At 26.1% G+C, this 14,330-nt stretch carries 17 protein-coding genes and 1 tRNA gene; all 18 read left to right on the top strand.

Going from position 1 to position 14,330, the window contains the following annotated elements; all coding sequences use genetic code 4:
- The first annotated feature begins 48 nt into the window (after window positions 1–48).
- The 18 genes from EMELA_RS03525 to potA all read left to right on the top strand — a co-directional run bounded on the left by EMELA_RS03525 (window position 49) and on the right by potA (window position 14,330).
- Entirely contained in the window at window positions 49–702 is a 654-nt protein-coding gene (locus EMELA_RS03525; protein ID WP_332370124.1) for a glycoside hydrolase family protein, read from the top strand.
- Window positions 696–878 (top strand): hypothetical protein, encoded by a 183-nt coding sequence (locus EMELA_RS05220; protein WP_028124311.1) that lies wholly within the window; start codon window positions 696–698, stop codon window positions 876–878. Before EMELA_RS03525 ends, EMELA_RS05220 begins: the two co-directional genes overlap by 7 nt.
- Before the next feature lie 384 nt (window positions 879–1,262).
- Window positions 1,263–1,451 (top strand): GH32 C-terminal domain-containing protein, encoded by a 189-nt coding sequence (locus EMELA_RS05000; protein ID WP_169733550.1) that lies wholly within the window; start codon window positions 1,263–1,265, stop codon window positions 1,449–1,451.
- 100 nt (window positions 1,452–1,551) lie between these two features.
- The gene (locus EMELA_RS03515; protein ID WP_051584611.1) at window positions 1,552–3,420 is read left to right on the top strand and encodes a DEAD/DEAH box helicase; all 1,869 of its coding nucleotides are present in this window, start codon (window positions 1,552–1,554) and stop codon (window positions 3,418–3,420) included.
- 115 nt (window positions 3,421–3,535) lie between these two features.
- Window positions 3,536–3,612 (top strand) — tRNA-Arg (locus tag EMELA_RS03510).
- Window positions 3,613–3,668: 56 nt separating this feature from the next.
- Window positions 3,669–4,403 (top strand): hypothetical protein, encoded by a 735-nt coding sequence (locus tag EMELA_RS03505; protein WP_028124310.1) that lies wholly within the window; start codon window positions 3,669–3,671, stop codon window positions 4,401–4,403.
- Window positions 4,396–4,701 carry a hypothetical protein gene (locus EMELA_RS03500; RefSeq protein WP_028124309.1) on the top strand — a complete coding sequence of 102 codons (306 nt, stop codon included), beginning with the start codon at window positions 4,396–4,398 and terminating at the stop codon, window positions 4,699–4,701. Before EMELA_RS03505 ends, EMELA_RS03500 begins: the two co-directional genes overlap by 8 nt.
- Before the next feature lie 26 nt (window positions 4,702–4,727).
- A complete protein-coding gene (obgE, locus tag EMELA_RS03495; protein WP_028124308.1) occupies window positions 4,728–6,026 on the top strand; it encodes a GTPase ObgE in 1,299 nt (432 codons plus the stop codon).
- Between the two features lie 18 nt (window positions 6,027–6,044).
- Window positions 6,045–6,779: an NAD(+) synthase gene (gene nadE, locus EMELA_RS03490; RefSeq protein WP_028124307.1), complete on the top strand. Its 735-nt coding sequence runs from the start codon at window positions 6,045–6,047 to the stop codon at window positions 6,777–6,779.
- A gap of 15 nt (window positions 6,780–6,794) precedes the next feature.
- The gene (locus tag EMELA_RS03485; RefSeq protein ID WP_100608979.1) at window positions 6,795–6,935 is read left to right on the top strand and encodes a hypothetical protein; all 141 of its coding nucleotides are present in this window, start codon (window positions 6,795–6,797) and stop codon (window positions 6,933–6,935) included.
- 130 nt (window positions 6,936–7,065) lie between these two features.
- A complete protein-coding gene (gene ptsP / locus EMELA_RS03480; RefSeq protein ID WP_028124306.1) occupies window positions 7,066–8,787 on the top strand; it encodes a phosphoenolpyruvate--protein phosphotransferase in 1,722 nt (573 codons plus the stop codon).
- Window positions 8,788–8,878: 91 nt separating this feature from the next.
- Window positions 8,879–9,616, top strand: a complete 738-nt coding sequence (locus EMELA_RS03475; protein ID WP_028124305.1) for a hypothetical protein — start codon at window positions 8,879–8,881, stop codon at window positions 9,614–9,616.
- 45 nt (window positions 9,617–9,661) lie between these two features.
- On the top strand, window positions 9,662–10,144 hold the full coding sequence (locus EMELA_RS03470) for a hypothetical protein (RefSeq protein WP_028124304.1): 483 nt from the start codon (window positions 9,662–9,664) through the stop codon (window positions 10,142–10,144).
- 370 nt (window positions 10,145–10,514) lie between these two features.
- Window positions 10,515–10,934, top strand: coding sequence for a UTRA domain-containing protein (locus tag EMELA_RS04995; RefSeq protein WP_028124303.1), 420 nt, complete (start codon window positions 10,515–10,517; stop codon window positions 10,932–10,934).
- Between the two features lie 522 nt (window positions 10,935–11,456).
- The gene (locus tag EMELA_RS05400; RefSeq protein WP_408630946.1) at window positions 11,457–11,876 is read left to right on the top strand and encodes a PfkB family carbohydrate kinase; all 420 of its coding nucleotides are present in this window, start codon (window positions 11,457–11,459) and stop codon (window positions 11,874–11,876) included.
- Between the two features lie 206 nt (window positions 11,877–12,082).
- Window positions 12,083–12,922, top strand: a complete 840-nt coding sequence (locus tag EMELA_RS03455) for a Cof-type HAD-IIB family hydrolase (RefSeq protein ID WP_028124301.1) — start codon at window positions 12,083–12,085, stop codon at window positions 12,920–12,922.
- 123 nt (window positions 12,923–13,045) lie between these two features.
- Entirely contained in the window at window positions 13,046–13,177 is a 132-nt protein-coding gene (locus tag EMELA_RS05215; RefSeq protein ID WP_268875446.1) for a hypothetical protein, read from the top strand.
- Between the two features lie 100 nt (window positions 13,178–13,277).
- Window positions 13,278–14,330 (top strand): spermidine/putrescine ABC transporter ATP-binding protein, encoded by a 1,053-nt coding sequence (gene potA / locus EMELA_RS03450; protein WP_028124300.1) that lies wholly within the window; start codon window positions 13,278–13,280, stop codon window positions 14,328–14,330.

Raw genomic sequence — 14,330 nt, 5'->3', positions numbered from 1 at the left:
GAAAAATATAGTTTTATAAATGAAAACAATCTATAAGATTTTGAAAAATTACATAATAAAAAATTAAATGACTCTTATAATGATCAGTATCAATTATTTAGTTATTTTCGATTAATTAATGATCCAAATGATTTAATATACCATGAAAGAACTTATTACATTTATATGCAAAATACTCCATATAGTGATGATCACAAAAATAAATCATGATTATTATATACAACAAAAGATTTCATTAATTATGTATATGAAGGTATAGTGTTAACTCCTTTATGTGAATTCAATAAACATGGTGTTTTTTCAGGTGGAGCTTTTGTAAATGAAAACAATGAAATTGATTTATATTACACAGGTAATATTAAAGATGAAAATAATAAAAGAATGAGTAATACTTTAATTGAAAATGTTGACTTTAAAAATAAAAAAGTTAATAAAAAATTATTATTCCAAACTGATTTAAGTTTATACACAGGAGAATTTAGAGACCCAAATATAGTTAAAAAGGGTGAAAACATTTTTATGCTAAATGGTGCTCAAAATAATGATAAAAAAGGTGTATTAAGTATTTATAAAAAAGAAAATAATTTATGAAAGTATTTTAAAGATATTAAATTGGACTTAGGGTGTGAACAAAATAGATTTATGGTTGAGTGTACAAATTACTTTAAAATTGATAACAGAGAGTTTATATTATCTTGTTAGAACAAGATATGGATTATAGATATGGAGGACATTTTGTTCAATTTAAAGAATGAAAAGTTAACGATGATTTTGAAGTAGAATTTATAAATAATTTAGAAAAACTAGATTATGGTTATGATTTTTATGCCCCACAAATTTTTCAAAATCTTAAAGATAGAGTTATTATGCTTGGATAATTAAGAAATTCTAGATCTAATCATAAGTTTGAAGAGGAAAGAGTTTGAAGTAATCAACTAACAGTTCCAAGAGAATTATTAATTAAAGATAATTTACTACATCTACTACATCAAAAACCTATAAAAGAATTAGAAAATCTAAGAAAAAATAAATTAACTAAAATTAATAAAGAAATTAATTATGAAAATGGTAGCTTAGAAATCATTTCAAAAAACAATCTTAAAGACTTTTCAATTGTAATAAGCAATGATAATGAAAAAAAGTAAGTATTAAAAACGAAAACAATAAATTAATTATTAATCGATTAAATATGGATTTTATTGATGAAAAAAATCTTCCTTCTGAAATTATTTTTGAAAAAGAAATTGTTTTAAAAGCTCAATATATTAATTGATAAAAGTTCAATTGAAATTTTTATAAATGAAGGTAGATATACATTGACAACTAAAATATTTTTAGAAAATCATAATAAAGTTACTACTGATATAGAAGAACTTGAAATTTATCAATTAGCAAAAAATAATATTAAATATAATAATATAATTTTTGAAAATAACTTTATTAAATGATAATAAAATTAAGTAATTCTAATCAACTGTGTTATAATAAATAAATGACTTGTGATTCTAAAATATTTGTTTTTTTATCTTGAGTATAGAAATAGGATAGAAAATGAAATTTAAAGAATTACAACTAAACGACAAAATATTAGTCGCACTGGAAAAAGCTAACTTTAATGAAGCTACAGAAATCCAAGCAAAAGCAATCCCACTTTTCTTGGAAAACAAAAATATATTTGGTAAATCAAGCACAGGTACAGGAAAAACTGCATCATTTGTGTTACCAATTTTACAAAACCTAAATCAAAATGAAAGAAAAATACAAGCTATTATCATGGCACCAACAAGAGAATTAGCAATGCAAATTGTTAGTCAAATAAGAATATTTGGATTAAGAATTGAAAATCTAGTAATTGCACCATTAATTGGTGGAACTGATATGCGTGACCAAATAAAAAGATTAAAAGATGCACAAATCGTGGTAGGAACTCCTGGAAGAGTTAATGACCACTTAAACAGAAAAACATTAAATCTTAAAGAAGTTAGAACAGTTATTTTAGATGAAGCTGATGAAATGCTTAAAATGGGATTTAAAAGCGAAATTGATGCATTATTTGAGAAAATTTCTTCAGATGTTCAAATTGGATTATTCTCAGCAACAACTTCACCAAAAGTTATGCAAATTGCAAAAGAGTACATGAATGAATATGAAGTTATTGAAATTCAAAATCAAATTCAAGTTAATGCAAACATAACAAATACATTTATTTTTACAAAAGGATTTAGTAAAGAAGATTTAATTATTAAAGTTTTTGAAAAACATCAACCTCAAAGAGCAATTATTTTTTCAAATACAAAAAACCATACAGATAAAATTGCAGATAACTTAAAAACAGTTGGGATTAAAGCAGTTGTAATTAATGGTGATAAAAGACAATCTCAAAGATCAAAAGCAATTGCAAAATTTAGAAATAATGAAATAAAAGTTTTAGTTGCAACTGATGTTGTTGCGCGTGGAATTGATATTACAGGAGTTGACTTTGTTATTAACTATGATGTATCAATGGAAGATGAACACTTTATTCATAGAATTGGTAGAACTGGTAGAAATAACACAAAAGGTCAATCAATTACATTTGTTCAAAATCAAAATGTTTTAAGACAAATCAAAGGAATTGAAAAAAACTATAATTTAATGATTGATGAAATGCAAATTTCTGAATATGGTGATGTTGAAAGACAACAAGGTAGAGCAAGTTCTGGAAGAAGTGGACGTGGGGAAAGAACTAAATCAAGACGCGTAAAAGATGACAGAAGAAGTGCTGGACACAATGACCGTAGAGATTTTGGTTGTCGTGAAAGAAGAAAAACTAGCCAAAGAATTGACACATCAAAAAGCAATTGAAGCGCACAATCATGAGAAGAAAGAATTTTAAATCTATCACCCGAAGAAAAAGAGATGGCAAAAAAAGCTTTATCTTTAGTTGATGATTATGCTGATAATTCTTCAAATGGTTTTGATCGTAAAAAAGAATCAAGTCGAGGAAATGACAGAAAAAGCTCAGGTCGTAATGATAAAAGAGGCTTTGGTTGTGGTGAAAGAAAAAGAACTAGCGAAAGAAACTCAAATTTCAAAGGTAATAATCAAAATGGTTTTGCTAAAGAAAAAGACAATGATAGAGATTTTTCAAAAAAACGCTCAGAAAATAAATTTGAAAGAAAAAGACATTCATCATGAGATGTTAAAACAGACTATTCTAAAAAAGATTCTGATCGTTGAGAAAGAGTAACTGTTAAAGAAAAAAGACCAAACTTTGACAAAGATAAATCTAAAGATTCAATAACAAAACGTAATAATAAAAGAAGTTCAGGTCGTGGTGAATGAGTTCATTCAGGTCCAAAAGAAAATAGAAAATCAAGTGGAAGAAATAATAGAAGTTCATCTTTAAATACTTCTTCAAAAAAACCAAGATATAAGTAATCTAACTTAACTACTCTATATGAGTAGTTTTACCTTTAAATAAATGCAAATTTTTGAAAAAATAATCTTAAAAAATTAAAATATTTATGTTATATTTATATATGTAACATAAATTGCCCATGTAGCTCAGTTGGATAGAGCACGCGCCTTCTAAGCGTGAGGTCGGAAGTTCGAGCCTTCTCGTGGGCACCACTCGAAAACATCAATCATGCTATAAAAGGCATGATTTTTTATTAAAAGGAGGATCTATGAATTTCTACGATGAACTTATTATAGAATTAAAAGAATTAATTTCTAAAAATGATTTTGAAAATGCGTTATTAAAAATAAATCAAGAACTATCTATGTCATATGTTCCAGCAGATATTGAGAAAAAATTATCAGATTTTAAAATTGAAATTTATAAAAAAATTTCTTTAAAAGCAAATACTAATAATTCTATAAATGCTGAATATATTTTGAAAATATTAAAATCAAATGATAGAGAACAACAGGCTTTTGGAATTAACTTTTTAAACAAAATAAATTTAAGAGATCATTTGTCAGTAATTTCTGAGATTCTTCTTTTAGATAGAATTGATAATTCAATAAAAACACTTATTTTATTTACACTAAAAGAACAGGAAATAAATAAAGTTTTTGATGTTTTATACAGTGGTGCTCATAAAGATTGAAATCCAATTGATATCGATTTTGAAAATAACTTTAAATTTATTAATGAAATCGATGAAGTTATTTCTAAAAGTATCGAAAATGAAAATCCAGGAATTGCACATGATGCTAAAATGTTAAACATTAATTTTTACTTAAATAATTTAGATACTTTCAACACTTTAAATTTAAATGAAAAGGCAGCTGCATTTATTTTATTTGCAATTGAAATGTTAGAAGCTGAAAGTGATTTTGCATATATAAAACAATGATTCGATTTTGATGAAAATATTGCTGAAAAATGTTTAAAGGAAATTAAAGGCCATGAATAATAAAATTAATTTTACAAAAGAAAATTATTTAGAATTTAATGATTTTAATGATGTAATGATTCAAACATTTGGAATTGGTTGTTCACTTTGTTATGAATCACAAATTAGTTTTGTGTTAAATGGACATCCAAAACCAATTGGTACTTTAATCAAAGAACAAAATAAAAACTTAACAGATAATGAAGTTGAAAATTTAGTAAAAAAACCAATTCAAGATTGACAAGCATTTGAAGACGTTAATTTTGAAAAACAAACTCCAATATTCTTATGTGATGAATGTTGAAACCAAATGATATAAAATAAATAAGAAAGGAGCTGGAACAAATGAAATTTATTGATACAGCTAAGTTTACTATCAGAGCCGGAAATGGTGGAAATGGTGCGGTTAGTTTCCATACTGCTCTATTTGTACCTAATGGTGGTCCAAACGGTGGAGATGGAGGAAACGGTGGAAGTGTAATCTTTGAAGCTGATGGTGGAAAACATTCACTTTTAGATTTAAAACTTCAAAAACAATTAGCAGCACAAGATGGTTTTAAAGGTGATATTAAAAATATGCATGGTGCTCAAGGAAAAGATTTAATTGTTCGAGTTCCTGTTGGTACTTTAATAATTAATAATAAAACAGGCAATATTCTAGCAGATTTAGATGAAGATAAAAAACAAATTATAGTTGCTAAAGGTGGTAAAGGTGGAAAAGGGAACGCAAGATTTGCTAACTCAAGAAATAAAGCACCAACCATTTTTGAAGCTGGTGAAATTGGACAATTCTTTGAAGTTAAAGCTGAATTAAAAGTTTTAGCTGACGTTGCTTTTGTTGGTTTACCAAATGCTGGAAAGTCAACTTTATTAAGAGCTATTTCAAATTCAAAACCTGAAGTTGCTGATTATGCCTTTACAACACTTAATCCTCAACTAGGAGTTTCAAGAGCTAAAGATGGATCAACATTTGTTGTTGCTGATTTACCTGGTCTAATTGAAGGTGCTAGTTTAGGAAAAGGTTTAGGACATCAATTTCTAAAACACATTGAAAGATGTAGAGTTATTTGTCATGTTTTAGATATGAGTGGTAACTATGGTCAAGAAGATGTAATTAAAAATTATGAATTAATTAGAAGTGAGCTTGTTAAATATAATTATAAATTAGATGAAAGACCTGAAATCATTGTCGCTAATAAAATGGATACTGATGAAGCCCAATTAAACATGATGGAAGAAAATATTAATTCTTATTTCAAAGATAAAAATATTGTTTTTGTGTCAGGTTTATTAAAAGAAAATGTTGATGAATTATTGTTAAGAATTGCTAAAGAATTAGAAACAGCAAAATATATACCATTATGAGAAATGGAACAAGATATTTATTATGGTGTAAAAGTTTATCGATTAGAAGAAGACGAAGAAGACATTCAAATTATTAATAAAGGTAATGGAAGATGAGAAGTTGCTGGAGATACAATTTATAAAATTTATCAAAAATTTCCTATTACAACTGATGATAACTTACTTCTATTTAATGAAAAACTTAAAAAGACTGGTGTATATGATATGTTAAGAGAACGTGGAGTAGACGCTGGAGATATTGTTAAAGTATTTGAATACGAACTTGAATGAATGGATTAATTTTTTAAAGGAGTTACTATGGAATTAAAAGAATATTTAGACTATTTAGTTGAATTTATTAGAGAAATAGTTAAAAAAGCAAACGCCAAAGGTGTTGTTATTGGGATAAGTGGTGGAATTGATTCTGCAGTTGTTGCGTGCTTAGCAAAAAAAGCATTTCCTGACAACTATACTGCTGTTTGAATGCCAATTGAATCTAGTGATGAAGATTACAAATGTAAACAAGAATTAATTGATCAATGTGATATTAAAGCAATTGATGTTGAATTAAAAGATACATTCTTGACTTTTAAAAAAGCAATCAAAGATTCAACAACACTAGATAATAAATTAGCAATTGCAAATGCAAAAGCTCGTTTAAGAATGACAACACTTTACACAGTTGCACAAACAAATTCTTATTTAGTTTTAGGAACAGATAATAAAGATGAATGACATATTGGATACTTTACAAAATTTGGTGATGGCGGAGTTGATATGGTTCCGCTTGTTCATTTATTAAAAAGAGAAGTTAGAGAAGCAGCAAGAATTTTAGGTATACCTAAGTCAATTATTGAGCGTGCTCCAACAGCAAGTTTATGAGAAAACCAAACTGATGAAAGCGAGTTAGGAATTACTTATGATCAAATTGATGCTTATTTAGCTGGTGAAATAAATGATGAAGTTGTAAAAAACAGAGTTGATCACTTACATAAAATAAGTGAGCACAAAAGAAATGCTGCAGTAGCGCCTAAAGAATTTAATAGAAAGTAATATAAGGATAATAATATGAAAAAAGTAATTATGAGAAGCGCAGAAATATTATTTACAGCAGAAGGAAACAATCAACAAGTTGTTGACCAAATGCTTTATGAGTTTTGCGTAGGAAATAATATACCAGTTGATTCTGTAGTATTTAAAGAAATTTAGTGATTTTTAACATCACTTTTTATTTTTAAAGTAATAATTTTTTCCATTTTTTTAACATTTTTAATATAAAAATGAACTTTTAAATATTATAATTATATATGTTATAAATAACTTAAACAGGAGAGAAATTATGAGTAAACAATTTAAAGGAATAGGAGCTAGTGAAGGAATTGCAGTAGCAAAAGCCTTAGTTCTAGCAGAAGATAACATTGAAATTAAAAAAACAAAAGTATCTAATATTGATGCTGAAATTTCAAGGATTGAAAATGCAATTAGTAAAACAATAAAAGATTTAGATAATTTAAAAAATACTACATTAGAAAAATTAGGACCTGAAAAAGCAGCAATTTTTGATTCGCATAAAGAAATTGCATCAGACCCTGCTATTAAAGATGAAATTATAAATCTTATTAAATCTGAATCAATTTGTGCTGAATTTGCAGCTCAACAAGTAACTAATAATTTTTATGAAATGTTTGCTTCAATGGATGACCCATATTTTAAAGAAAGAAGTGCAGACGTTAAAGACGTTGCTACAAGAATTATTAAACATATTCTAGGAATTGCTATTGTTGATCTATCAACAATTAGTGAAGAAGTAATAATTGTTGCAGAAGACTTAACTCCATCTCAAACAGCACAATTAAACAAACAATTTGTAAAAGGATTCGCAACTAATATTGGTGGAAGAACTTCACATGCTGCAATTATGGCAAGAAGTTTAGAAATTCCTGCTGTATTAGGTTTAAAAAAAATTACAACTGATGTTAAAAATGGCGAAGTTTTTGCTTTAAATGGAATAACAGGTATTGTTGAATTAGATTTAACAGATTCTATTAAAGCAAACTATGAAAAATTAGCAAAAGAATTTGCTGAATTAAAAGCTGAATTACAAAAATTTAAAAATTTACTTTCAAAAACAGCTGATGGACAAGAAAAATTAATTGAAGCAAATATTGGATCTCCTTCAGATGTTGAAACTGTTATTGAAAATGGTGGAGAAGGAGTAGGATTATTCCGTTCAGAATTCTTATACATGGATAATGATCACTTTCCAACAGAAGAAGAGCAATATACAGCTTATAAACAAGTAATGGACGCAATGAAAGGTAAACTAGTTGTTATCCGTACATTAGATATTGGTGGAGATAAAAAATTATCATATTTTGAATTCCCACATGAAATGAATCCATTCTTAGGATATAGAGCTGTTCGTTTTACATTAGACAGAAAAGATATCTTTAAAGACCAATTAAGAGCTTTATTAAGAGCTAGTGCTCATGGTGAATTAGGAATTATGTTCCCAATGATCGCAACTGTGGATGAATTTAAACGTGCTAAAGCAATCGTTGAAGAATGTAAAGAAGAATTAAGAAAAGAAAAAATTGCATTTAATGAAAATGTTCAAGTTGGAATGATGGTTGAAATTCCAGCAGCTGCAGTTAATGCAGATAAATTCAGTAAATATGCTGATTTCTTCTCAATTGGAACAAATGACTTAATTCAATATTCAATTGCAGCTGACCGTATGAGTGAAAATGTTTCATACTTATACCAACCATTAAACCCTGCAATTTTAAAATTAATTGATTTAACAATTAAAGGTGCACACAAAAATAACAAATGAGTTGGAATGTGTGGAGAAATGGCTGGAGATATCCAAGCATTACCATTATTATTAGGAATGGGGTTAGATGCATTCTCAATGAGTGCAACTTCAATGCTAAGAGCAAGAGCATTAATGAGCAAAATTACTATGAAAGAAGCTGAAGAATTAGCAAACAAAGCATTAGCAACTGACGATACTCCTGAAGTTATTGAATTAGTTGATGCATTCTTAGCTACAAAATAATAAAAGATAGCAACGCGTAGTTGTTATTTTTTTATTTCTTTTTTTAGATATAAATTTGATATCATATAAGTATGTTTTAAAAGGAGATATAATGAATAAAAAAATAAAGTTTCCGTTTTTAGTCATCTTTGCAATTACACCATTATTTTGTATATTGCTTGATATATTTATGACTATTACTGCTCCAACACAAGCACATAAGGATGTTTTTCAAAACTTCTTTGATATAACAATTGCAAGTGAAACAATTTACTTTTCAATATGAACATCAATACTGACAATAATTTGAGCAAGTTGTTCAATGATCAATTATTATAGAAAACCAAACAATAAAATTAAATGAGCTGAATCAGAACATGTATTAACAATGATTATTGCTTATCAATTTGTTGTTATGTTAGTTTATACAGGGACAATGATATTTGCCACTGATAAAATTGAAGGAATGTCAACTTGATACAATATTTTAAAATCAACATTGGAACATTGAGTAATTCCAGTTGTGCTTATTGTGTATTATTTCTTAGTACCAAGAGAAACACAATTAAGTGCAAAAGATTATGTAAAAAATACAGGATGAAAAATTTGTATACTTCCAGTAATTTATATTATTTATATCACAACAAGAGCTGGATTATTGAAAGACTACACTCCACCAGAACTTGACAGACATATTTATCAAATATTTCCTTACAAAGGTGGTAATCCTTTTGTTAATAAGGTTTATGTTTGATTGCCAGGATATATTGTAACTATTTTTAGTGGTTTAGGATTTGGAACGCTTTTCAACTACTTGAGCATTAAAACAACAAATAAATTTTGAAAATAATATAAAATGAAATATTATTAAATTAAATAGAAGGAAATAAAAATTATGAAAAATTTTAAAAAATTTATTTTAAACATGGCTGTTTGTGTAAATGTTATGATTTTTGGAATTTTAACATTAGTTGCATTCTACAGTATTGGATTTCAAGATGGAATTAATTTAGCAAATGTTAAAAAAGCACCAATTGAAAATGCCAGCCAGTATTTTTGATTAGCGTTAATAGGTATCATTTTAGTTTGAGCTTCAATGATCTTACCAATTCTAAAACTATTTTTTAGAAAGCCATTCCAAACAATGATTATTTCAATTATAAACTTAATTGTGTTAACTTTAGCAACAGCGTTAATGATAGCAGCTGATATTACATATGTAATTAACGTTGAATCAGACACATGAAAAGTATTTGGAGTTATGTTGTTATTACTTGTTGGTTACAGTATTACTGTGCAACCACAAATTAAACTATTATTCTTTAAAAATGAAGCAAAAGAAAACAAAAATAACACTGAAAATAAATTAGAAGCTTAATAGCTTCTTTTTATTTTAAAAAGGTATAATTGTAGGTTTGTTTAAGATATTAAAACATTAAACTATTTAATAAAATAAATATATTAATAATGAGAAAAATAAAAGTATTTTATTAGCAATAAGTAGCAAAAAATAATTTAATTTAATCTCTAATTAGTATAATTAATAGTATAATTAAAAATAATAACAATATTTTTTAAAGGAAAAAAACAATAAATAAAAAATGAAAAATAGTTTTTGATTACTTAATGCATCTAATTAGAGAAAATAAAGTAAAAGCTGGCGAAGTTTTGCCAAGTCAAAATATGCTTAAAACTAAATTAAATATAGTGAGCAACCTATTAGAATTGCATTTAATAAACTAATTGAATTGCAAATAGTAAAGCCAGTAAATGGAAGAGGGTATGTAGTTCAAGATAAAATTCAAAATAATTTATTATTTAGTTTTAGAAAGTTATTTCCCAATTCAACAAATGAATACTATGATCTAAGTCAAATTATTGTAAATAAAAAACTTGCTTCTGTCACTAAATACCCGGTTGGTACAATGATTTATCTTTTTAAATGTATAAGAAAAGATAAAACTTCAAACGAAGTAATTTTGTATCAAGAAAGTTATGTTTCAAAAAATCTGTGTAAAAATATCTCATTAAAATATTTAAATAAAAATGGATTTATGAACTATATCGAAAATCAAACAAGTTCAAAAGTTAGTCACTCATCAAAAAAATTTATTTTGAAGGAATTGAAAATCAAGAACTGATTAAAACATTTAACGATGACTTATTAAATGGATTTATTATTGATGAAAGATATGTATATGGAATTTTTGGAGAATTAATTGAATATAGAAAAAGTTATTATAAACCAAAATATTTTAAATGAGATTTTATAGAATGAAGAAAATAGATAAATTTTAAATGAGAAAAATAAATGAAAAATATAATTTCAATCAGTAAAGTATTGATGGATGTTTATACAGAAAATAATCAAAAAAAAGTGAAGTTTTTGGCTCTTCTTTTAACGTTGCATCTTCAATCGGTGTATTAATGATAATAATAAATTTTTTATGGGTTCATTAGGTTACAACAAGAATAAATGAATTTATAAACAAATTTAATGTTAAAAAAGATTTTATTGAACATAGTGATAAAATCACAACTATTGCAAATATTGCAAAAGTAACATTAGATGAAAACAAAGAAAGATTTTTTCAGTTTATAAGAAATAGTGATGCTGAATATAAATTGGCTAAAAAAGAATCTCATAAATTACAAAAAATTGATTTTATTCACTTTGGTAGTGCAACAGGATTTTAGAAGGAAAACTAAAAGACTCATATAACGAGATATTTAAGTTAGCACTTAAAAACAATATTAAATTTTCTTTTAACCCTAATTTTAGTAATAAATTATGAATAACAGATGAAGAAATTAAATCATTTAAAAAACACTTTGAAAAATTTATTGAAAATGCTAATTTAATTAAACTTTCAAAAGATGAACTTTTACTTTTAACTGAAATTGAAGATGAAACAAAAGCTGTTCAATCAATTATAAACAAAAACGCAAAAGCGTTAATTTGTATTACACGTGGATGTGATGACACAATTTTTGCTTGAAAAAATGAAATTAATTATGTATCAACAATTTTAGCTAAAAATTTAGTTGATACAACTGGTGCTAGAGATGCATTTATTTCAAATTTAATAAATGATTATGTAACTTTATAAATAAATAAAAATTCTACAAAAGAAGAAATAACTGAAATAATTAAAAAATCAAATATGTTTGCTAATCAAATAGTGCAATATTTAGGTGCATTAAGCTTTTTAGAACACTTAAAATAAGAAAAAAACTAGAATTTCACTTTTAGTTTTTTTTATTTAATAAACATAAAGTATAATTTAATTAAGCAAACGCATAGAGGTTTAGAACAATGATAAAAATGATAGCAATAGATATTGATGGAACTGTATTTGATCATAAAACAGGTATTCATCAAACAACAAAAAATGCAATTTTAAAAGCTAAGGAATTGAATATTCCTGTTGTTATAGCAACAGGTAGAAATTTAACAACAATTAATGAGATCGCAAAAGAATTAGAAATTGAAAATTCATACTACCCTTTTGTTTCTCAAAATGGGGGACAATCATTTAGTTTTAATCATGAAGAAACTGGTGAATTAAAAATTTATTATACAGTCACATTTGATCCAAAAGTGACTAAAGAATTATTTGAATGTGCAAACAAAAATAAAATTAAAATATTTGCTTATTCAGAAGAAGAAAAGTATGCATACTGTAATAAAAAAATAAGTGTATTTAAAGTATTCATGAAATTTAAAACTAAAAGACAAAAATTAATAACTTATAAGAAAAATACAGATTTTACTAATCTAAGAGTAAGTAAATTTATTTGTTTTAGTAAAGCAAAAAATATGAAAGCATTTAGAGAATTTGCAGAAAGTTATAATATTTCAGTTTTTGAATTTAGTTATGTAACTGAAGCACATTCAAATATTGAATTAAATCCTAAAGGTGTTGATAAAACTTATGGATTAAAATATGTTGCTGAAAAATTAGCTATTGATCCAAAAGATGTTATTTACTTTGGAGATGGTGAAAACGACATTGCAGCTATTCAATGAGCTGGCACTGGAGTTGCTATGAAAAACGCAAAAGATCACGTGAAAGAAGTAGCTGATGATGTAACAACTTTACCTGTTGAAGAAGGTGGAGTTGGAGATTACTTATTTAAAAAAGTTTTTAAATAAAATAAATATAGTAAATGAAGCATTTTATGCTTCATTTTTTAATGTCTAAAAAAATAACTTTTTTTACATTTTTTAAATAATTCATATAAAATTTATTTAGTTGTTTTAAAAGGAGGTTCTACTATGAATTTATTACAAACAAAAGAAATTTTAAATTCAGAACAATATCTAATTCTTGAATGATTAGATATTGCTTTTAGTCGTACCCAAATTTTTGAAACTAATTTAGAAACTGAGAGTCTCTCCCTTAAGTAGGAAGTCATATTAATAACGACTTCTGTTTTGTCATATGATGACATGTTTTTTTTGAGTTAAAAACTCAACAATCATATATGAAAAAAATGAGGAGACCAAAATGGAAAATAATATTTTAGAATTACGTAACGTAACTAAAGACTATGATGGTAAAGTTGTTTTAAAAGGAATTCATTTAAACATCAAAGAAGGAGAGTTTATTACTCTTTTAGGACCTTCTGGTTGTGGTAAAACAACAACTTTAAGAATTGTAGCAGGATTTGAAAAACCAAATAGCGGACAAATTATGTTCGAAGGGAAAGATTTATTACCAATCCCAATTAATAAAAGACAATTTAATACAATTTTTCAATCATATGCATTATTCCCACATTTAAATGTGTTTGATAATATTGCATTTGGTTTAAGAACTAAAAAAACTAAAAAAGATATTTTACAACGTGAAGTATTAAAACAAATTAGACAAGTTGGTTTAGAAGGATTTGAAGATAGAAACATCAATGATCTTTCTGGTGGACAAAAACAACGTGTAGCTATTGCTAGAGCTTTAGTTATGAAACCAAAAGTTTTATTACTTGATGAACCATTAGCTGCATTAGATGTTCAGTTAAGACAACACATGCGTGAAGAATTAAAAAGACTACAAAAAGAAATCGGAATTACTTTTTTAATGGTTTCACATGACCAAGAAGAAGCATTAAGTATTAGTGACCGTATTGTTGTTATGAATAATGGTGCAATTCAACAAATTGGAACACCAGAAGATATTTATAATGAGCCTGAAAACTTATGAGTAGCTAAATTTATTGGTCAATCAAATATTATTGAAAATGGAACATTTGTAGAAGACCATAAAGTTAATATTGATGGAAAAAACTTTGTTTGTGACGACACAAACTTTGGTGAAGATGAAAAATCAATTGATATTGTGATTAGACCAGAAGATATTGAAATTAAAAAAGCTAATACAGGATTCTTTAATGGAACTGTTATTCATACAACTTTTAAAGGTGTTCACTGAGAAGTTTTAGTGGAAACAACTAAAAAAAGAATTTGAAAAATACATACAACAAATACTTTCGAAATTGATGATAAAGTTTCTATTAGATGAAATGATCAAGCAATTCACGTAATGTGAAAAGAAGTAGAATAA

This window comes from Mesoplasma melaleucae, from assembly GCF_002804105.1.
GTDB lineage: Bacteria > Bacillota_I > Bacilli_A > Mycoplasmatales > Mycoplasmataceae > Mesoplasma > Mesoplasma melaleucae.
This window is presented reverse-complemented; position numbering and strand designations above follow the sequence as displayed.